20 protein-coding genes are annotated in these 21508 nt (G+C 44.0%); 7 read left to right on the forward strand and 13 right to left on the reverse strand.

Annotation, left to right across the window (positions count from 1 at the left end; translation table 11 throughout):
* Window positions 1-45: 45 nt before the first annotated feature.
* Window positions 46-1194, reverse strand: a complete 1149-nt coding sequence (gene proB / locus ACAM39_RS06825) for a glutamate 5-kinase (RefSeq protein ID WP_369627121.1) — start codon at window positions 1192-1194, stop codon at window positions 46-48.
* Between the two features lie 300 nt (window positions 1195-1494).
* Between proB and ACAM39_RS06830 the strand changes: the two genes are divergently transcribed.
* Window positions 1495-2376: a DegV family protein gene (locus ACAM39_RS06830; protein ID WP_369627122.1), complete on the forward strand. Its 882-nt coding sequence runs from the start codon at window positions 1495-1497 to the stop codon at window positions 2374-2376.
* A 74-nt stretch (window positions 2377-2450) separates the two neighbouring features.
* Here ACAM39_RS06830 and obgE read toward each other — a convergent pair whose 3' ends face one another.
* The 4 genes from obgE to ACAM39_RS06850 all read right to left on the reverse strand — a co-directional run bounded on the left by obgE (window position 2451) and on the right by ACAM39_RS06850 (window position 7241).
* On the reverse strand, window positions 2451-3671 hold the full coding sequence (gene obgE, locus ACAM39_RS06835; RefSeq protein ID WP_224054159.1) for a GTPase ObgE: 1221 nt from the start codon (window positions 3669-3671) through the stop codon (window positions 2451-2453).
* Between the two features lie 150 nt (window positions 3672-3821).
* Complete coding sequence (locus tag ACAM39_RS06840; RefSeq protein ID WP_369627123.1) at window positions 3822-5174, reverse strand: glyceraldehyde-3-phosphate dehydrogenase; 1353 nt, start codon at window positions 5172-5174, stop codon at window positions 3822-3824.
* Between the two features lie 126 nt (window positions 5175-5300).
* Window positions 5301-5894, reverse strand: a complete 594-nt coding sequence (locus ACAM39_RS06845) for a lipocalin family protein (RefSeq protein ID WP_369627124.1) — start codon at window positions 5892-5894, stop codon at window positions 5301-5303.
* A 339-nt stretch (window positions 5895-6233) separates the two neighbouring features.
* Complete coding sequence (locus ACAM39_RS06850) at window positions 6234-7241, reverse strand: NUDIX domain-containing protein (RefSeq protein WP_369627125.1); 1008 nt, start codon at window positions 7239-7241, stop codon at window positions 6234-6236.
* A gap of 152 nt (window positions 7242-7393) precedes the next feature.
* Here ACAM39_RS06850 and hemP point away from each other — a divergent pair, with 152 nt between their 5' ends.
* On the forward strand, window positions 7394-7558 hold the full coding sequence (gene hemP / locus ACAM39_RS06855) for a hemin uptake protein HemP (RefSeq protein WP_007114963.1): 165 nt from the start codon (window positions 7394-7396) through the stop codon (window positions 7556-7558).
* A gap of 133 nt (window positions 7559-7691) precedes the next feature.
* Here the strand turns inward: hemP and ACAM39_RS06860 are convergent, their stop codons facing one another.
* The 3 genes from ACAM39_RS06860 to orn all read right to left on the reverse strand — a co-directional run bounded on the left by ACAM39_RS06860 (window position 7692) and on the right by orn (window position 11090).
* Complete coding sequence (locus tag ACAM39_RS06860) at window positions 7692-8456, reverse strand: SDR family NAD(P)-dependent oxidoreductase (RefSeq protein ID WP_369627126.1); 765 nt, start codon at window positions 8454-8456, stop codon at window positions 7692-7694.
* An 86-nt stretch (window positions 8457-8542) separates the two neighbouring features.
* The gene (locus tag ACAM39_RS06865; protein WP_369627127.1) at window positions 8543-10237 is read right to left on the reverse strand and encodes an AMP-binding protein; all 1695 of its coding nucleotides are present in this window, start codon (window positions 10235-10237) and stop codon (window positions 8543-8545) included.
* A gap of 301 nt (window positions 10238-10538) precedes the next feature.
* The gene (gene orn / locus ACAM39_RS06870; protein WP_099808247.1) at window positions 10539-11090 is read right to left on the reverse strand and encodes an oligoribonuclease; all 552 of its coding nucleotides are present in this window, start codon (window positions 11088-11090) and stop codon (window positions 10539-10541) included.
* 183 nt (window positions 11091-11273) lie between these two features.
* Between orn and rsgA the strand changes: the two genes are divergently transcribed.
* From rsgA to ACAM39_RS06895, 5 genes are all read left to right on the forward strand, one after another.
* Window positions 11274-12344, forward strand: coding sequence for a ribosome small subunit-dependent GTPase A (gene rsgA / locus ACAM39_RS06875; protein ID WP_369627128.1), 1071 nt, complete (start codon window positions 11274-11276; stop codon window positions 12342-12344).
* Window positions 12345-12475: 131 nt separating this feature from the next.
* A complete protein-coding gene (locus ACAM39_RS06880) occupies window positions 12476-12904 on the forward strand; it encodes a rhodanese-like domain-containing protein (protein WP_007114958.1) in 429 nt (142 codons plus the stop codon).
* A 133-nt stretch (window positions 12905-13037) separates the two neighbouring features.
* Window positions 13038-13298 carry a glutaredoxin 3 gene (gene grxC / locus ACAM39_RS06885; RefSeq protein WP_036589920.1) on the forward strand — a complete coding sequence of 87 codons (261 nt, stop codon included), beginning with the start codon at window positions 13038-13040 and terminating at the stop codon, window positions 13296-13298.
* Window positions 13299-13439: 141 nt separating this feature from the next.
* Window positions 13440-13871 carry a protein-export chaperone SecB gene (secB, locus tag ACAM39_RS06890; RefSeq protein ID WP_007114956.1) on the forward strand — a complete coding sequence of 144 codons (432 nt, stop codon included), beginning with the start codon at window positions 13440-13442 and terminating at the stop codon, window positions 13869-13871.
* A gap of 327 nt (window positions 13872-14198) precedes the next feature.
* Window positions 14199-14999 (forward strand): pteridine reductase, encoded by an 801-nt coding sequence (locus ACAM39_RS06895; RefSeq protein WP_369627129.1) that lies wholly within the window; start codon window positions 14199-14201, stop codon window positions 14997-14999.
* Window positions 15000-15070: 71 nt separating this feature from the next.
* On the opposite strand, the gene ACAM39_RS06900 is transcribed toward ACAM39_RS06895, so the two are convergent.
* From ACAM39_RS06900 to ACAM39_RS06920, 5 genes are all read right to left on the reverse strand, one after another.
* The gene (locus ACAM39_RS06900; protein ID WP_472828139.1) at window positions 15071-16429 is read right to left on the reverse strand and encodes a S1C family serine protease; all 1359 of its coding nucleotides are present in this window, start codon (window positions 16427-16429) and stop codon (window positions 15071-15073) included.
* A gap of 255 nt (window positions 16430-16684) precedes the next feature.
* The gene (gene lysS, locus ACAM39_RS06905; protein WP_369627131.1) at window positions 16685-18232 is read right to left on the reverse strand and encodes a lysine--tRNA ligase; all 1548 of its coding nucleotides are present in this window, start codon (window positions 18230-18232) and stop codon (window positions 16685-16687) included.
* Between the two features lie 29 nt (window positions 18233-18261).
* Window positions 18262-18945, reverse strand: coding sequence for a phospholipase D family protein (locus ACAM39_RS06910; RefSeq protein WP_369627132.1), 684 nt, complete (start codon window positions 18943-18945; stop codon window positions 18262-18264).
* Between the two features lies 1 nt (window position 18946).
* The gene (gene prfA / locus ACAM39_RS06915; protein WP_060994394.1) at window positions 18947-20041 is read right to left on the reverse strand and encodes a peptide chain release factor 1; all 1095 of its coding nucleotides are present in this window, start codon (window positions 20039-20041) and stop codon (window positions 18947-18949) included.
* A gap of 135 nt (window positions 20042-20176) precedes the next feature.
* The gene (locus tag ACAM39_RS06920) at window positions 20177-21322 is read right to left on the reverse strand and encodes a beta-ketoacyl-ACP synthase III (protein ID WP_369627133.1); all 1146 of its coding nucleotides are present in this window, start codon (window positions 21320-21322) and stop codon (window positions 20177-20179) included.
* Window positions 21323-21508 lie beyond the last annotated feature (186 nt).

A 21508-nucleotide genomic window follows, 5' to 3' on the forward strand; every position in this document is an offset into this window, starting at 1 on the left:
AATCAGTCTAAAAGTAGTTAAATTTCAATCAAAAATTGTCGAAAATTATACGATAATCGCCATGTTATCACGATGTACCATCACGTGGCGTTCCTCATTTTCACCCAAAATCGCTTCGATGTCGCTATTACGTTTGCGAGCGATGCGCCGAGCTTCATTTGATGAGAAATCCACCTGACCGACCGCGATACGTACCCCTGTTTTATCAACGCACTCCACCACATCCCCCTCATCAAAATCACCTTGCACTTCAATCACCCCGACAGGCAATAAACTTTTGTTATTTTTGATGATGGCATCCACTGCGCCATCGTCAATCACCAAGCGACCTGCCATACGCAGATGCGCGGCTAACCATTGTTTTTTGGCAATGCGTTTATCATCGTCATTGGTGGTGAGCATCGTACCTAAGGATTCCCCTTTGACCACGCGATTAATCACGTTATCGATGCTGCCGCTGACAATCACGGTGGGACAACCACCCATTGCCGCAAGCCTTGCCGCGCGAATTTTGGTAATCATCCCGCCACGACCCAATTTGCCACCATCCCCCGCCACATCAAACAAATAATCTGCCATTGCTCGTTCGCTCTTAATTAGCTTGGCATCGGGGTTGGTACGAGGATTATCGGTGAATACGCCTTGCTGGTCGGTCAATATAATGTATAAATCAGCTTTGACCATGGCTGCCACCATCGCACCTAGACTGTCATTATCACCAAATTTGATTTCATCAACACTCACGGTGTCATTTTCATTAATAACAGGTAGCACGCGCCATTCAAGTAGCTGATTTAACGTACTGGCGGTATTGAGATAACGATTTCGATTGGCAAGATCGTCATGTGTCAGCAGCAATTGTGCGCTTTGTACACCATACTGAATCAACGCCGACCACCAAGTTTCAATCAAGCCCATCTGCCCAATGGCGGCGCAGGCTTGCAAGGCTTGTAGTTTTTTGGGGCGTTCTTCCAAATTCATCCGCACCACCCCTTCTGCCACTGCCCCTGAGGATACTAGCAATACTTGGTATCCTTCATTATGCAGCTTGGCAATTTGCTTCGCCCATTCATAAATTGCGGTGCGATCCAAGCCTTTTCCATTATTGGTCAGTAGCGATGAACCAATTTTTACCACAATGGTGTTGGACTTAAGGGCTTTTTTAGTTGAGCTAGGTGAGGCGTTGGCAGTCATAATCAGTCAAGTGCAATTTTTTAATCAAATGAAATGCCATAATGGCTTGGCTGAGCATTGTAACAATTTTTACTGGCTTTATAAATGCTAATTCGATGCCGGTAGCCGTTAAATATCACACGTTTTTTTCATATGCATTTTTATCCCAATCAAATAGCAACCATTGAAAAAACAAATTGAAATTGTCAACTAAAAAATATCGACTTGAGGTTTTCTTAATTTAGATGAGGATAACTTGCTATCAACTTTGCTTTTATATAAATTTGCTCATCTTCATGTGCTACTGGGTTTATCAAATTTATGAAAAGAGCTGTTGTCACCACTTCCTCATCTTGTCTTGAAGCCCTTGAATTGTCCCAAGGCATGGACATTCTGCGCTTACACGTAAACATCAATAATGTTGATTTTATCGATGGTAAAAATATCACCAATGAGCGTCTGGCAACCATCATGAAAACCAACCTCAAATCGGTGGCGAGGACATTTCCGCCATCCATCCATGAGATGCATCTATTGTTTAATGATTTGATTGCTCGCGGGGTCACTGAGGTATTTGTTTGCGGTATTTCGTCCAAATTTAGCCAAACCTTGCCCATGCTAGAAGAACTCAAAGTACATTATGCCAATCGTCTGCACATCTTTGTGTATGACACCAAAACACTCAATATTGCTGAAGGGGCGCTAGCATACGAGGCAAAAGTATTGATTGAGCAGGGTGAATCGTTTGAAGAGGTGGCAAAAAAGCTTGACGATTTGCGACGTCGCAGTGAATTTTTATTTACCCTCAGTGACTTGGACTATATTATTCGCAACAAAAAATTGTCCGCCCCTGCCGCATTTGTTGCCAACTTATTTGATATCAAACCGATTATGCAAATTAATCAAATTGGCGAGATTGTCGCGGTGGAGAAAGTGCGCAAACTTGAAAAAACCCTGACTACCATGGGAAAAACCGTCGAAAAACTTGCCGCAAATCAACCCGCGTTTATCTATTTGACAGATACGGGGCATCATGAAAGTACCGAATTTTTTAAAAAAATATTGGCGACGCATTTTGGTTGGCATGATTTGCCTGTCATTCGCGTGTCCACCATTTCGCTTGCCAATCACGGCTTGATGGGAACAGGCATTGGGGTGTTTTATGGTGAATTACCCCACATTGTCAAAGTATTAAAAAAATGACCTGTCCTTATCTAACTTCAGCTAATAAAAAAGGTTAGCGCGGGCTAACCTTTTTAAAGCTATTTTCATCACCGCTAAGGTGCATAGACCACTTCCACGCCATCATCGTCATCGTAGTCGTCGTCATCAAAATCATCTTCATCCAATGCGCGACCTTCACGCTCAGCTTTACGTTTGGCACGATACGCTTCTTTTTGTTCTTCCGTATTGGCGCGCACTTCCGCTTCCAGTCGTTCAAAACGCAACCGCTGACTTTCAGCAAAGTCAGGATCGGTTTCTTCCATCTCGCGCTCTTGCTCGATTTCGTTCATCAAATGCCAAACCACCGCATCAACCCCTTCCCCTGTGAGCGTAGAGGTACGAAAAACCATCCCTGTCCAACCAAGCTCTGCCACTATGTGGGTACAAAGTTGGTTTAATGACTCTTCGGGTACTTGGTCGATTTTATTTAAAATCAAAATCTGTGGCAATTTTGACAACTCTGGCGAGAATTTTTCTAACTCATTAAAAATCACTTGGGCGTTTGCTACCGGGTCGCTACCATCAATGGGCTGTACATCGACAAGATGCAATAATCGACGGGTACGAGCGACGTGTTTTAAAAAGCGGATACCCAGTCCTGCCCCTTCAGAGGCGCCTTCAATCAGCCCTGGGATATCTGCCATGACAAATGAGCGGTGTTTACCCACATCCACGACACCTAGATTCGGTACCAAAGTGGTAAACGGATAATTGGCAACTTTGGGTTTGGCAGCAGAGACTTGACGAATAAAGGTGGATTTACCCGCGTTTGGCAGACCGATAAGACCCACATCAGCTACTACTTTTAGCTCAAACTTCAAGACTTTTAATTCGCCTGGGAAACCTGGGGTCGCCCGTCTTGGTGCTTGATTGGTGGAGGTTTTAAAATGGGTATTGCCTTGCCCGCCGTCACCGCCTTTGGCAATCCTCGCCGTTTGCCCTTTTTTGGTCAAGTCCGCTAAAACCTCACCTGTTTCAGTATCAACCACGGTGGTACCGATGGGCACAGATAGATAGATATCATCCGCGCCACGACCTGAACAGTTTTTGGCGCCGCCATTTTCGCCGCGCTTGGCATCATAGCGACGTGTAAACCGGTAATCGACGAGGGTGTTGGTGTTGTCGTCGCACACCACATATACATCCCCGCCCTTGCCGCCATCACCGCCATCGGGACCACCTTTGGGGACGTATTTTTCTCGGCGAAAACTGACGATACCATTGCCGCCGTCGCCTGCTTTGACTGTTACGATTGCTTCATCGATAAAACGCATTGAAGACTTTCCTTAAATTCTTGAATAACCAAATATTATAGCATGAATTTTAGCAAGAAAAATTTGAACAATCGATGTTTGAAATTTTATCCAATAAAAAACCGCCCAAACTTGAGCGGTTTTGTAATCGTTCTTAGCGCTTAGGAACATTTAGGCATTTTTTGCCATGGTTTCAGCGACTCGCAATACTTGGGTGCTATAGCCCATTTCGTTGTCATACCATAAGTACATCACTGCACGGTTGTCTTGAGCAAGCGTAGATTTGGCGTCCCAAATCGCCACTTTTTCACAGCCCACAAAGTCGGTAGAAACGGCTTCATCCGAATCTGAATAAGCAATTTGCGCTTGCCATTGTTCGCTCTGACTGGCTTCTTTGATAAAGGCATTGAGTTCATCGCTTGAATTGACCGGGTTTTTGAAATTCAAATTCAAAATCGCAAGGCTCACGTTTGGCGTTGGTACACGTACCGAGCTGCCTGACAATTTGCCTTTTAGTTCTGGAATTGCTTTACTGACCGCTTTGGCAGCACCTGTGCTTGTCATTACCATATTCAAGGTTGCAGCACGGCCACGACGCTCGGCTTTATGGTGGTTATCAACCAAGTTTTGGTCATTGGTGAACGCATGGATGGTTTCCATGTGACCGTTTTCAATACCGTATTTATCGTTTAAGAGTTTGAGCGTAGGGGTAATTGCATTGGTGGTACAGCTTGCCGCTGATACGATGGTATCACTGCCGATGGTGTCATCATTGACATTATAGACGATGTTTTTGATATCGCCTGACGCTGGCGCAGTCAATAGCACTTTTTTAGCACCTTTTGACTGTAAATGCTTGCCAAGACCTGCTTCATCTTTCCATTTACCGGTGTTGTCGATGATTAAGGCATTGTCGATACCATAAGACGTGTAGTCGATTTCGCTTGGGTCAGTAGCATAAATGACTTTGATAAAACGACCGTTGGCGATGATACCGCTGTTTGCTTTATCCACCACCACTGAGCCATCAAACCAGCCATGTACCGAGTCACGCTCAAGCAAACTTGCACGTTTTTCCAAATCTGCTTCACCGGCTGGACGGACGACGATGGCTTTTAATTGTAAGCCTTTGTCTGAGGCAGGACGGCTCATCAGCAAACGAGCTAAAATACGACCGATACGACCAAAACCGTACAACACGACATCAGTCGCAGGCACTTCGTCACCGCTGGTAAAGCTGTCGGCTTGTTTGCCTGATTTTAGCGCTTGACCCAAGTCCACTGTGGTATGGCTTAGATTTTGGTCATTTAACGCGGTGGCAAAGGCAAGTGTATCAGCGATGTTAAGGGCGTTTTTGTCATGATGAGCGATGATATCAACAAGATTTAGCGCAATGCGGTTGCCAAAAAACAACACATTGACGCCTTTATTGGCTAGGGTATTTAGCTCAACTAATAACTGAACCGCTTGGGCTTCTTGATTTTTGCGAGTGGTGAGGTGGTCTTGGTAGAGATTGGCAGACATAGTATGACCTTTTTTTGTGAAGGAAAAATAAAATCTATGGAAAATGCAGCAAGAAATAAACGCCTAAATTGTAACGGAATTTAGGCGTTTTAGCAATTTTAAAGCAGGGTGTTTCAGCTAGCAAGCTTATCGGCTATTTTGTACGGTTTTTTGCAATTTACTGACATCATAGCCTTGAGATTTTGCAGTAGCGACCATTGTTTGATAAGTGTCTTCATCCATCGTGGGCGTGCGTGATAAAATCCACAAGTATTTTTGATTTGGCGTACCCACTAACGCATGGGTATAATTGGGGTCTAAATCAAGTACCCAATAGTCAGCTTTACCCACAGGCAACCAACGCAATGCTTGCGGCAAGAAAGTAACTTTGAGTTTACTGCTACTGTCGCCATTTTTGGTGGCTTCACCAATGCTTTGCATGGGTTTGCCATCTTTGCCCATACATTGGTTATTGACTTCCACCTTGCCTGTCGGTTGTAGGGTGTAAGTGGCGGTGACATCACTGGCGCAGTTACGCTGAAAAAACATCGGTAAACGGGCGATTTCGTACCATTTGCCCGCATAACGGTTTAAATCGACGCTTTGCACGGCCTGAGCTTTGCCAACGCCTGTGGGCTTGGCGGTGGTTTCGGTTGTGGGGGTGGTGGAGCAAGCACTCATCGCAAGCAATGTCCCTGCAATACCTACCACTGCTAGCGTTTTTTTATTCATCAGTTTCATTGTGTATGTCACCTTAGTTGGTCATTGTGATTGGTGATTTTATTAGTCATCAAAGTAATCATTTTAGCCCAAAATAAACGCTCAAACGGTGACTATTGGGGCACTTTTTGTCAGCCAGTTGTTACAATGAATGCGCTATTGTCAAATAGCAACGCCCAAACGGCTATGGACGTTTTTCATTAGGTTAAAGATTGTACACAGTTTCGATAGCAAACCAATTGAGTTAAAAAAGCAAGTTAATAAACTAAGTCAAAAAAGTAAGTTAAAAAAGCAAACCGCTCATACCACCCACAAAATATGTAACCAAATTGTAAAAAAAGTCAACCTGCTGGCTACTTTTTATACCTTGTCGATCAATAACCGAATACCCGCGATTCCCATCGCCCCATGTTCATAGGCGGTGGCTAAATCTGCCTGCCCCACCCCGCCCAGTGCAAACACCGGCACATCACTAAGCTTTGCTAATTCGCCGAACGCTTGCCAGCCCATGCCCCCATTTTGAAAGGTTTCTGGGTGTGTCGGTGTGGCTTTCACCGGGGATAAAAAACAGCCCATGACAGTATGCGAGGTTGCCAGCGTATTTAATTTACTTAGGCTATATTGGTCATGGCAACTGGCAAAATAGCGACAATTTTTTGATAAATTTAAGAAATCAAGCGTCATGAGTTGTTGGTGATTCAAATGCACCATGCCGTTTTTTAACCACGCATCTAAACGCTCAAATAGGTGCTCACGTGTTGCATATTGAATAATCGGAGTAATATCCGCCCTCAGGGTTAGTAAGCCATCAATCATAGCGGTGGCATTTTCATGGCTGGTTTGGGGGCGAAGATAACAATGGGCATCGTGAGGCAGTTTTTGGCTATAAAAATCAACCCATTTATCCACACCAACGAAGCCATCTAAAGGCTGCGTGATATAAATCGCACTAGGCAATTTTAACCACTCTAAAATGCGGGCATTGGCATCGGGCAATGGGTACTGATTGGCAAGCAAGTCTGACTGATGAACCCATGTGACATTTTGACCTTCCTTGCCTTTATCCTGTTGTAAACCATCAAACTGCGCTTGGCTCACTTGAATTTTAAAAACGTGCAATGCCACGGTTTTATCAGCATAATCATGACGTATCACCCCCATTTTGACTGCGGTATTTTGCGCGATATCCAAACCAATTTCTTCATGGACTTCACGGATTAACCCTTGTGTTGGGGTTTCATTTGGCTCAATTTTTCCCCCGACAAATTCATAGCGATTGCCTTGGTGTTGATTGGCATGGCGAAATCCCAGTAAATATTGATTGTTAAAATGTATCACCGCGACTGCCACATTGACGACTTTTGACATATTTTTCTCAAACTATTGATTGTTACCCATTATAAAGCATTAAATTTGATGAAAAAGTGAAAAAAGTCACTTGACGACCCATTAAATATAAATGATAATCATTATCAATTAAAAACACTATTCGTCCATCTTACAGAGAAAAGGAGTATCCCATGCTACACTTATTAAATCGCGCCAATCTCATCCAACAAAGTTCCTTGCCTACGCTATATTCCAATCATTTATTTGCGCTGACCAAAGAGATTCGTATTCAGCATGACGGCGAAGAATACCGTCTTCGATTGACCCGTAATAACCGCCTAATACTCACCAAATAGTGACTTACCAAATAGTCCCGGTGAAATTGTTAATAAAAAAGCCAATCTTCCTCAGAGTGGCTTTTTTAAATGGCTAAATTGATAGGCTCTGTTGCCAGTCACTGTGCGCAGTTACTGGCAACAATCACCTAAATTAACCCATGCGAATAGCCCCGTCCAAACGAATGACGTCGCCATTAAGATAGCTATTTTCGATGATATGTACCACCAATTTAGCAAATTCTTCTGGGTTGCCCAAACGTTTAGGAAAAGGGACGGCTTGTTCAAGACTGGTACGGGCAGCTTCTGGCAGGCTTGCCATCATCGGTGTGCCGAACACCCCTGGGGCGATGGTCATGATACGTATTTGATGACGCTGCAGCTCACGCGCGAGTGGTAAGGTTAAGCCCACCACACCTGCTTTGGATGACGAGTAACTGCCCTGCCCGACCTGACCATCAAATGCGGCAATTGAAGCGGTATTGATAATCACACCTTTATCTTCATTACTGTCTGCAGTATTTTTTGCCATCGCCGCCGCCGCCAGTCGCGCCACATTGAAAGTACCGATGAGGTTAATCTGAATACCACGGGCAAAGGTGGTTAAATCGGCTGGATTGCCTTCTTTGTCCAGTAATTTTTGCACCACCACGATACCGGCACAGTTGATTGACCCTGATAATTTCCCAAATTTGGTCACACCCGCCTCAATCGCATTTTTGACATCTGCTTCGCTAGTGACGTCACATTTTGCAAAAATCACGTTGTCGCCCAATTCAGCCACTAATTTCTCACCGGCTTCTTGGTTGAGATCAGCGATGATGATATTTGCGCCATGCGCCACCAAATAACGGGTTGTCGCTTCACCTAGACCTGACGCTCCGCCTGTGACTAAAAAGGTATTATTTTGTACTTGCATTGTTTTTCCGTTAACCTGTTATTTTTAGTTGATAAAAAAAGCCTAGCTAACGCTAGATACTCTTTTGCATAGGGATAAAATTTTTGTTAGTGCGCCTCACTCATGCTACGCAGCATAAAACGCTGCACTTTACCGCTTGGGGTTTTTGGCAAGGCATCGATAAACTCAACGATACGTGGATACGCATGGGCAGATAACCGTGCATGCACCAAGCTTTGAATGTCTTTGGCTAACTGGTCATTACCTGTATATCCGTCTTTGAGCACAACATAGGATTTGATAATATGACCGCGTATATCATCGGGCACGCCAATCGCTGCGGTCTCTGCTACCGACGGGTGTTCCATTACCGTGTTCTCGACATCGGTAGGACCGACGCGATACCCTGCAGTGGTAATAATATCGTCATCACGCCCGACAAACCAAAAAGTGCCATCATCATGCTGTTCGACCATATCGCCTGTCAGATAATAACCATTTTCAAACGGATTTTTTTCGTTCCACGTATAACCTTGGAAAAATAAGGATGGCGAGTTCGCCACATCAACGGCTAGTTGACCTTGGACGCCTGCCCCTAGTTCATTAAAGTTTTCATCGAGCACCGCCAAGCGATAACCTGGTAATGGCATACCCATTGAGCCAATTGGCTGATCATGGGTTAACTTATGATGACAGCAGCACGCCATCCCCAATTCGGTTTGTCCATAATGGTCAAGAATAGATGCGCCAAGATGGTCATTAATCCACGTTACCACTTCAGTATTTAACGTCTCACCCGCTGAGCTAATACGCGTCAATAGCGGTAACTCATCAGCTTTGTTGTCAAAAACACCACTTGATTTCATCATACGAAATGCGGTGGGTGATGAGGCTAAATTCGTGATTTTATGGTTTTTGATAAAATCTAATGTATGCTTGGCATCAAACCCTGACTCATTAAAGTGGGTAGTAGCACCGACTAGCAAAGGTCCTGTAATCGCATAATACAAGCCATAGGCCCAACCTGGGTCAGCCATGTTCCAAAACTGATCATTATCGCTTAGACCCACTGCGTGTACCATGTACAAATAAAATGCGGTTAGCGCTTTAACTGGTACTGCCACGCCTTTTGACTTGCCCACGGTACCTGAAGTAAACATTTGCAAGAAAGGATCTTCCCCTGTTAGCATCACAGGTTCAAAGTCTTCCCTTTGCGCTGCCATTAGGCTATCAAAATGCCAATCGCCATATTGTTTGGCGGCTTGCTCGCTGCCCACCATCACCATGTTTGGTAGTGGATTTATGTCATTGAATTTTTCACGGTTATGGCTGTCGGTGAAAACCACTTTGGTAGCGGCTTTTTCAAGGCGGTATTCAATCGCATCGACACCAAATGCGGTAAACAATGGCTGATATACCGCACCGATGCGCCATGCACCCACAATCACTGCTAACAAAGTCGGTGTACGCGGCAGCATGGTTGATACCCGATCGCCTTTTTTCACCCCCAAAGCAGTAAGCAGATTTGCCATTTTACCGCTTAATTTATCGAGCTGTGCGTAAGTGATTTTATGGATATTACCTTGGGTGTCTTCATGCACTAGCGCGACTTTATTTGCCTTATCAGAGTTGGCATGACGACCCACACATTCTACATAGGCGTTGATACCATTGATGCGGCAACCTTGCAGGATTTGCTGTTCAAGTTCGTCAATATTGAATTGGTCGATGTAGCTTTGATAGCGGTAGCTTTGATAATCAGGATGGGTAGACTGCGGGGTTTGGGTGTCAAGATTGTCCATGATTGGCTCCTAATGTCGTCCATGAGATAGGAATAAAGCCAGTGTCAAAGGTCACCCACTGGCTTAAAATAACGCTGACTTAAAATAAATCTGGCTTGAAATAAATTTGAGTTTATACAACCAGTTTATTTGCGGTGGGCTCGCAACTATCACTGATTTACACTCACGCTGATTTACTTATATCTCGATTTACTTGTACCAAGTCAAGCTAACAAATTCCTTTTGTCAGCTTATGATGCCTAAAATTTTGGATAATTTCAAGTATTATGATATGAATTGTATCGTTTTAAAAATTTTACTGTTAACCAATAAATTTAAAAAAATGCTCTTTATAGTGGCGCAGTTCACGAATCGAATCACGGATATCATCAAGTGCCAAATGATTTCCTTTTTTCTCAAAGCTTGACAAAATATCGGGGCGCCAGCGATAAGCCAGCTCTTTGACCGTTGACACATCTAAATTGCGGTAATGAAAAAACCGCTCAAGCGTTGGCATTTGACGTGCCAAAAACCGTCTGTCTTGGCAAATCGAATTGCCACACATCGGTGAGCGTCCTGATTCGACATATTTACTCAAAAATGCAATGGTTTCGCTTTCTGCTTGAGCCATCGTCACGTTACTGCGGCGAATACGGTCAATCAGTCCTGATTGCCCATGTTGGCGCGTGTTCCAATCATCCATGCTGTTGAGCACAATGTCAGGCGTATGGATGGCAAACACAGGACCTTCGGCTAGGATATTGAGTTCACTGTCAGTCACTATCGTCGCTATTTCGATGATGGTATCATTGAGGGTATCTAGACCTGTCATCTCAAGGTCAATCCAAATCAGATGTTTTTTATCAACCGCCATACTGTTGCCTTTTCATACTCTTTAACAAATAATCCGCCATCTTAGCAGATTTTACAGGTAAAATATCGGTTTTGTTGGCGATTGCTCATGGGTGCTCATGTAGCGAGTCTAAAAGTATTGCAAAATTTTATAAGGTGTTAATATGGTAGAAAATCCCCTAGTGGCTGAGGTAGTAGATAGCGTATGGCGTTAATCCGTAAACGTAAACTCACTGACCAGCAAACCCGCCGCATCGAAAAACAACAAAAATCCCAGCAAGTGCTGGACGATGCCCAGCTGATGGATGGCATTGTTGTCGCAAACTTTGGCAAGCAGCTCGAAGTCCAAGCCACTAGCCTACCGCAAACCCTGCCTGAAAAACCGATTGTCGCCGCTGACCAGCCAGAACCGTTTTGGCAACCCATCACCCTGCACAGTGTTTGGCGTTGTCACACCCGTACCAACTTGCCACTGATTGCCACTGGGGATAAAGTCCGCTTTGTCGCTGACCCAAATACAGGGCTTGGACGCATTGAAGCGATTTATGATAGACAAAGCATCATCAACCGCCCCGACCGTTATCACAAGCTCAAACCCATTGCCGCCAATGTCGATATTTTAGCGGTCGTATTCGCGCCGCTACCGCTACCGTCTGCCCAGCTGATTGATCGGTATTTGGTGGCTTGCCATCACTCAGACATCACGCCATTGCTGATTTTAAATAAAGCCGATTTGTTGGCAGAAGGCAGTCATAGCGAGGTAACAGAGCTACTGTCAGCCTATCAACAGCTTGGCTATGCCACTTTGGTCACCCAATCGAATGGTGATTTAACTGAGCTAAAAAACACCGTTGCCGGCAAGAATGTGATTTTTGCTGGTCAATCAGGGGTTGGCAAAAGCAGCTTGGTCAACCAGTTATTGCCTGCTGCAGGACAATCAGTCAATGAAATTTCAACCATTTCACAGTTGGGTCAACATACCACCACCACCAGCAGATTTTTAGCGTTTGACCCGATGGCGCTTAGCAAAGGTGCCATTATTGATACGCCCGGTATTCGCGAATATGGGCTTTGGCATTTGACCCCTGATGATATTTTGCAAGGCTTTATCGAGCTTGCACCGCTTGCACCCTACTGCCGTTTTCGCGATTGCAAACATACCGAGTGCACGCCCAGTTGTGCGATGTGGCAGGCAGTGACAGACGGGCAAGTGCTAGCAAGGCGGGTGGATAATTTGGTGCTCTTGCAACAAGAAGCGGCCTCGCAGGATTTTTAAGCTTGCGGTTTTAGACTAAATAGTAGACTAAATAAAAGTTTCTTAAAATTGACAACTACCGTTATAATACAGTCAATTTTTTATGGGCAATCAAACGATAATTTTGACGACATGCCCCTGTGGAGGATATCTTGGAACGTTGGTTTGAGTTTATGGGTCATCACCCATTTTTATTTGGCACCATGTTTGTGCTAATTGTGCTATTTTTTATGCTTGAGAACAAACGCGGCGGCAAAAAAATCAATCCAAATGCAGTGGGCTTGATGGTTAACAACCAAAACGCTCAGCTGATTGATATCCGCCCACGAAAAGATTTTGAAAAAGGCTATATCAAAGGCAGCCGCAATATCCCGTTTACTGAGCTAAAAGATCACGTTGACGCACTTCGCAGTGCTGACCATCCTATTATTATCGTTTGTCAAATGGGTATGACGGCGGGTACCGCAGTGGCAATGATTGGTAACGACAACGTTTATCGTCTCGATGGTGGTATTACCAATTGGCAAGCCGCAGGTTTACCTTTAGTGGTAGAAAAAACCGTGTCCGGCAAAACCAAATAAGATTGGTTGGCTGTTCACAATTTGAAATTTAAATCGCCAAGCCCCATAACTATCAATAACGCTTTTATCTCAATCGGTATCTGATAATAAGCTTTTAACCCATTTTAAAAAATCTAGAGATAAGGAGATTGTTATGGCTATGGTGAAAATTTATACCACACCGACTTGCCCCTATTGTATGCAAGCTAAAATGTTATTAAAAAACAAAGGCCAAGCATTTGAAGAAGTTAACATGTATGATGTGACCACAGAGGAACGTCAGGCATTGGCGCAAAAAACCAATAATTACCGCACAGTACCGCAAATTTTTATTGGCGATAATTTCATCGGTGGTTATGACCAACTCGCTGGTCTTGAGCGTCAAGGCAAACTTGATGGTCTATTAGCGGATTAATCGTTCGCAGATTAAAAAACTTTAATAGAACTTTACTAGATAAATAATCCCCATTATAAATACAGTTGATAGTTTTTAGAAAAAGTTAAAGCTGTCATATTGTTATAATTCCCGTAAGAACAGTTAATTGAGGACACTACCATGGCAGACGAACAAAACTTACCACAACTGGCACTAGAACGTATCTATGTAAAAGATATGTCATTAGAAGTACCGGGTGCAGATGTATTTACCCGTGAATGGCAACCAGAGCTTGATATCAACCTATCAAGTGCCGCTGAAAAATTGGACGATGACCATTACCAAGTAATATTAACGGTTAATGTAACTGCCAATAACGGTGGTGAAACCGCATTTATCGCAGAAGTACATCAAGCGGGCATCTTTATGTTGCAAAATATCCCTGAAGAACAATTGGGCGCAATTTTAGGTGCGTATTGTCCAAACGTATTGTTCCCTTATGCCCGTGAAGTAGTCAGTGACATTGTGACCCGTGGTAGCTTCCCACAATTGTTACTTGCGCCTGTCAATTTTGACCAAGCCTATCAACAAACGCTTGAGCAAGGTAACTAATTTTTTTAAAGTTAACTATTTTAAAGCTAACTAATTTTTAAGTGTCAAAAATTAAGAGCAGGATAAGCCCTGCTCTTTTTTTATGTGAAATTAAGGTAAATCGTTAGGACTTGGTGCGTGATTCGGTGAGGCTTTGGCTAAAGGCATGGGTGCTTTGCTGATAATCCTGCAGCGCTTGATAAAGTTGTGTCGCTCGTTCAAGGTGTGTGATAATCATGAGGTTTTCCAATCCCAACCCATTGGGCTTATATGGATTAAAGCATGAATAATTAAAACGACAAACTGATTAATCAAATAAACGCTTAATCAAATAGACATAGGTAGCAAATGATGTTGAATCAAGCAGCGATGAGCGAATTATCCAATCCGTGCCGAGTGGCGTGTGTCACAGGTGGCGCGAAACGAATTGGTCGGGCGCTTGTGCTGGCACTGCACCAAGCCAATTATAATATCATTATCCATTACCATACCAGTGAATCAGAAGCCATTGAACTTGTTGATTACTGTAATGCCATTCGCCCACAGTCAGCAAAAAGCGTGCAAGGGGATTTAGAGGATTTTGAAATGTTGCCACAATTGACTTGGCGAATAATCAACGGTTTTGGTCGATTGGATTGTCTGGTTCATAATGCCTCACGCTTTTACCCAACGCCCTTTGGTCAAATATCCCAGCAAGATTGGCAAAATTTATTTTTGACCAATGCGCAAACCCCGTTATTTATCAGCCAGTATTTATACCCTTATCTAAAAAAATCGCAAGGCTGCATTATCAGCATTTTGGACATTCACGCCAATGGCAAGCCATTTGGGGGTTATACAGTCTATAACATGGCAAAAGCCGCACACCAAATGATGGTGCAGTCCCTAGCAATCGAACTAGCGCCCGATATCCGCGTCAATGGTATCGCGCCGGGTATCAACATTCTACCCATGGAAGGCACTGAGCAAGCCCTCACCGCTGAAACGATTGAAAAAATCTGCCATGCCGTACCGTTAAAAAGAATTGGCACACCGCAAGATATCGCGCAAGTGGCGGTATTTTTGGCAGCTGCCCCGTATATCACAGGGCAAATTATTGCAGTGGATGGCGGTCGTAGTTTGACCTTAGCAGGTAATGAAAGCAGGTAATAACAGCAGGCAGCCAGAGCAGGCACCCGACTAGCCATAACGCAGCAAACTTTTAAAGTTTTAAATAACGCTTAATGCTGTTTTTTCAATAATTCCATTAATTCTGCTGGAATGTCATCCTCATTGCTGGCGCCATTTTGATTAGCGCTGTCATTATTTTGGTCAAAGTTTTGTGACGTGGGTAGCTCGGTCAAAGCCTCTTGGGGTTGTCTTTCACCTAGGGTCACATTGACGCTGCTTTGTGCTTTATTACGCATCACTTGTAGATTGACCACACTGTTGGGTGCTTTGCGTGCGACCAATTGAATTAGTGTATTGGCATCATTGACAGGTTTATTATCCATCGCGGTGATGATATCTCCTTTTTGCAAGCCCGCTTTGGCGGCAGGACCATCACGCATCACGTTCATCACTTCAACGCCCTGCGTGTCATCACCTAGCTTGGTTGGGTCTTTCATCGAACTTTGTAATTCAATCCCAAGCCAGCCGCGGCGCACTTTACCATCTTTAATAATGCCATTCATCACAAGCTTAACAATCTCGGTAGGAATCGCAAATCCAATCCCCATTGAGCCGCCCGAGCGTGAAAAAATCGCGGTGTTGATACCAACCAGCTGACCATAAGCATCGACCAGCGCACCCCCTGAATTACCGGGATTGATAGCGGCATCGGTTTGGATAAAATCTTCCACCGTGTTAATACCCAGTCCCGTGCGCCCCGTTGCCGAAATAATACCTTGGGTGACAGTTTGACCGACCCCAAACGGGTTGCCAATTGCCAACACCACATCGCCCACTTGGGTCGACTGTTCGCGAAATCCTAAGGGTTTCAGCCCTATCAAAGCAACCTTAATCACCGCCAAATCACTTTCCACGTCGTTGCCGATGACTTTCGCCGTTGCCTTGCGACCATCATTGAGCATCACGATAATGTTATCGGCTTTGGAAATCACATGCGAGTTGGTGACGATATAGCCATCTTGCGAAATAATAACACCTGAGCCTAAATTGGTATTATCGCTCTCGCCATTGGGGATACCGTGATATTCAAAATAGCGGCGCATCATCGGGTCATTCATATAGGGATGTTCCTCGATTTTTTGCGTGGTATAGATATTGACGACTGACTGGGCAGCGACGGCAACAGCATTGTGATAAGATGCCACCGCAGCATTTGGATTGTCACCGAGTTTTTTAGTATCGACAGGCTCAGATTTCGGCGGCTGCCAACCGGGCTGACTGGCTACCATCGCTTGATTTTTTTGCCAAGGCAACTGTGGCTTGGTCATCATCCACAAGCCCACCAACAGCAGTAGCAGTAACAAAATCCAAGGTAGTATTAGAGTAAATTTGTTAGGTTTACGATACGTAGGCGGCAAAACGGGTGGGGTTTCCAAAGGCTTGTCTGAACGGGGGTCTGTCATAGTCAACGTTTCTCAACGATAGGTCAGAAAATAGACGGGTTTGAGCGAAAAATACAGTTTAGTCTAACACTGATTATTTGGTGAGTTGAGCCGATTTTTTATTAGTTTTGTTTCAAAAGATATCTTTGACATTACTGGCTTCATTACTGTATTCAATGACGGCTGGCTTTGATGAGGACTGGATTATCATAAAAAACCGCCGTCACCATAATGACTGCGGTTTTGAAAGCTAACGCTATATTAATGCTATATTGGCATTTTTTAAACGTCTTTACGGCGCATATGGGGGAACAAAATCACATCACGAATACTCGGTGCATTGGTAAATAACATCACTAAACGGTCAATACCGATGCCCTCGCCTGCAGTCGGTGGCAAGCCATAGGACAATGCTTCGATAAACTCTGCATCATAATGCATCGCTTCATCATCGCCTGCGTCTTTCTCAGCCACTTGTTGTTTAAAGCGCTCGGCTTGGTCGATTGGGTCATTGAGTTCGCTAAAGCCGTTGGCAATCTCACGCCCGCCGATAAACAGCTCAAAACGGTCAGTAATCTCGCTATTGTCATCGTTACGACGTGCTAGCGGTGAAGTTTCGGCAGGATATTCTGTGACGAAGGTTGGTTGACGCAGTTTGGTTTCTGCGGTTTCTTCAAAAATGATGGTTTGCAGTTTGCCAATCCCAAAGATATCTTTAACGTCTTGTTTGAGTACGTTTTTGGCATAATCCGCTAGATAATCACGGTCTGCGATTTTGCTCATGTCAAAATTATCCGCGTATTTTTCAATCGCTTTGGTCATTGGCAAGCGTTCAAATGGTGCTTTAAAACTAATTGCTTCACCTTGATAATCAATCTCCGTGGTACCTAAAATATCGTTTGCCAGTTTTTCAAACATATTTTCGGTCAGTTTCATCAAATCTTCGTAATCGGCATAGGCTTGATAAAACTCAATCATGGTAAATTCTGGGTTATGACGCGCCGATACCCCTTCGTTACGAAAATTACGGTTAATCTCAAACACACGCTCAAAACCACCGACGACTAGACGTTTTAAGTATAACTCTGGCGCAATGCGTAAAAAAAGCGGCATATCAAGCGCATTATGATGGGTGACAAATGGACGAGCCACAGCGCCCCCTGGGATGACGTGCATCATCGGGGTTTCGACTTCCATATAACGCTCATTTAGCATATATTCACGAATACCAGCAATGACTTTACTACGGATAATAAAGGCGTTACGGCTGTCTTCATTGGTCATCAGGTCAAGATGACGGCTACGATAGCGAGCCTCTGTATCGCTTAACCCATGGAATTTGTCTGGTAGTGGGCGTAATGATTTGGTCAATAACTGTACTTCGGTAGCATGCACAGATAATTCACCGGTGTTGGTGCGAAATACATAACCTGTCACGCCAATAATGTCACCGATATCCCATGTTTTAAAGTCATTATAAATATCTTCACCCAAGTCGTTTTTGCTGACATAGGCTTGGATACGACCTGTCATGTCGGCAATCGTCACAAAGCTGGCTTTACCCATCACGCGTTTAAGCATGATACGACCGGCGACAGTCACCATCACTTTATCGCTGTTTGCCAATGCTTCTTTGTCTTTACCGGCAAATTGCTGCTGCAAGTCTTGGGCGTATTCTTTGCGTTTGAATTGGTTTGGATAAGGGTTTTTACCGGCTTGTTTGATTAAATCAAGTTTGCTGTGACGTTGTTTGATAAGTTCATTGACGTCTTGGCTATCTTCCAAATGCGCTTCGGTTGCTGCATTTTCAGTTTGGTTTTGCTGTGACATGATGTTTTCCCACAATTTTAGTTACACTATCAAAAGTTAAAATTTTTATGCCAAATGGTAAAAATACCGAACTTGCCGCGTTTTTCCTCACCACCCTTTTCACTACCAAGTTGGGTCAAACGCAATTCGCCTGCAATTTCTTGTAAATAACCATTTTCAATCATTTTGGCAGAGAGTTCTGAGGTTTTCATACCCAACTGACTGGCTAATTTAGCAATCGTTATTTTGCCATACTCTTTATTTTCTGATGTCGTTGACATTTCATTTACCTTGTCAACTGACATTCTCACTTCTTCACTAATACGAATAATACGCTGCGCTTCTTCATATGCATCGCTATATAGCTGATTATCTGCATCACGAGCGATCAAAATGCCCATTTCATTATTATTGATTTGGCTAAATTCATATAAATTTAAACTTGTGATAATGCATTCATTCTCGTTCATGTAGCATTTGGCATGCAAATTTTTGCAAAAACTGGTTCGAATGAACGTTAAATTTTTGAGCCAATTAATTTCTTCAGGTTGTAAGTCGCTCTTACCATATACAATGCGAATATCAATTTTTAGGCGATTTTTGTCTTCGAGTAATTCTTTAACTCGTTCATTGAGCTTTAGATAAGGGCTAATTAAAATAAGGCGGTCAGAAGCCTTCTTTATCATTTCTTCAAGATGATATGTCGTACCACTGGTATTTAAAAATTTTGCCATCTTATTCTTCCCCACTCACCGATGCCATTAAATCGGCTTGGTGCTCACGCAGTAGGCTGTCAAGTAACTCATCTAAGTCACCCTGCATAATGGCATCGAGTTTGTACAAGGTTAAATTAATACGGTGGTCGGTCATCCGCCCTTGGGGAAAATTATAAGTGCGAATGCGCTCCGAGCGGTCACCACTACCGACCAAATTGCGACGCATATCACTTGACGCATCGATTTGTTTTTGTACTTTTTCTTGCTGAATTTTGGATACCAGCATTTTCATAGCTTTATCGCGGTTGGCGTGTTGGCTACGCTCTTGCTGACATTCAACCACCGTGCCTGTTGGGATATGGGTGATACGCACCGCAGAGTCGGTTTTATTAATATGCTGACCACCTGCCCCACTGGCACGATAAGTATCGATACGCAAGTCGGCAGGGTTGATATCGACGGTATCATCAATCTCAACCTCTGGCATCACCGCGACCGTGCAAGCCGAAGTATGCACCCGTCCTTGACTTTCAGTCTCTGGCACCCGTTGCACCCGGTGTGCGCCCGACTCAAATTTTAAGCGGCCATACACACCCGTGCCCGATACGCGGCTGATGATTTCTTTATAGCCGCCATGCTCACCTTCGTTCTCGGACAATACTTCCACTGTCCAACCTTGGGTTGCCGCATAACGCTCATACATACGGAACAAATCGCCGCTAAAAATTGCCGCTTCATCGCCGCCCGTCCCTGCTCGAATCTCTAAGAAGGCAGGCACTTTATCATTCGGGTCTTTAGGCAGCATCATCACATTGAGCACGTCTTCAAGCTCATTGATGGTGTCTTTGGCGGCTTGGATTTCTTCCTGCGCCATTTCTTTCATGTCGCCATCACCCGTTGAATCTGACAGCATTTCTTCAGCGGTTGCCAAATCTTCTTCCGCTTGGCGGTATTTGCCCCAGACATCGACCAATGCGGATAAATCACTGTGCTCAACCGATAATTCACGGAATTTTTTGTTGTCATTCATGGTTTCTGGCTCAGACAACATGGCGGTGACTTCTTCGAAACGGTCAGACATTTGGTCAAGGCGAAAACGTAAAGATTCTTTCATAATGATAGCTTAAAAATAATGGCTTAATAGTTTTGGCTTAATTTACGGCTTAAAAATAGAAAATGGCAAAATAATCGGATATTTTGCCACATTTTGGGGGGATTTGCATGGGTTTCGTGAGAGGCAATAAAAAGCTTAGACTTTTTTGACCAACACACCCCCAATTGAGTAACCTGCGCCAAACGAGCAAATCACACCCAAATCACCTGACTGCATATTTTCTTGGTGTTTATGAAACACAATCATAGGACTGGCTGAGCTGGTATTGGCATATTCTGCTAACACCATAGGCGCAATCGACTTATCCGCTTCTTTGCCCAACACGGTGCGTAAAATCAAATCAATCATGTTGGCATTGGCTTGGTGCAGGCACATTTTTTTGAGCTGTTGTGGCTCAACGTGGTTTTTATGGAGCAGTTCAAGGATTAAATTGGACACGGCAGGGCACACTTCACGAAATACTTTGCGACCTTCTTGCAAGAACAATTTGTCGGTCACAGGCGCGTCGATATCAGGATACATCGGTGTGCCAGCGGCTAAGAATTCACTACGATCCAAAAAGCCGTATTCATTTTTAATATTGGTTGAAAACTGGGTAAACAGATGACTATCTAAAATTTCATAGCCTTTGGGTGTTGCAAGCTCTTCAATGATGGTCGCTGTTGCCACATCGCCAAAGATAAAGTGGCTGTCACGGTTGCGCCAGTTGAGGTGCGCTGAGGTGATTTCGATATTGACCATGGCGACACGTTTGGCAGTGCCAGCTTTAATCAGACCGACCGCTTGGGCGATACCAAAGGTTGCTGCGCTACAGGCGACGTTCATATCAAAGCCAAAACCGCCTTGCATACCAATATATTGTTGGATTTCAATCGCAATCGCAGGATAAACGCGCTGGAAGTTTGAACAAGCAACAATAATACCGTCTAAATCTTTACCTTGTAGACCGGCATTGTCCAGCGCTTGTTTGAGCGCATCTATTCCCATTTCTGCCATGATGGACATCTCTTCGCCAAGCTTGCGATAAGGAATCACAGGTGCCATGATATCTGGGTTCAAAATTCCGTCTTTTTCCATCACATAGCGAGATTTGATACCTGAGGCTTTTTCGATAAATTCAGCCGTCGAATGCACAAGTGCTGTCTTCTCACCACGGGCGATGGCATCGGCATTTTTTGCATTATAGTTGTTAACGTATTGGTTAAAAGTAGCGACCAACTCTTCGTTACTGATGCTGTAAGGCGGGGTATATAATCCTGTGGCAGTGATACAAATACTCATATTAGGATTCCTTTTCTAAACGTAAAACGGCAAGGTAATCATCTAGCTGTCGCCATCAATAATGATGCCGCGGTGCATGCCATCGGGGATGGTATTGAACAAATAAATGATTAAAAATAGGGGTGTGGCTTATTATGCCTTGAAAATAGCGATAATGCGATAACTATGTTACAAATTATTTCATAG

Source organism: Moraxella sp. K02 (genome assembly GCF_041154755.1).
Taxonomy (GTDB): domain Bacteria; phylum Pseudomonadota; class Gammaproteobacteria; order Pseudomonadales; family Moraxellaceae; genus Faucicola.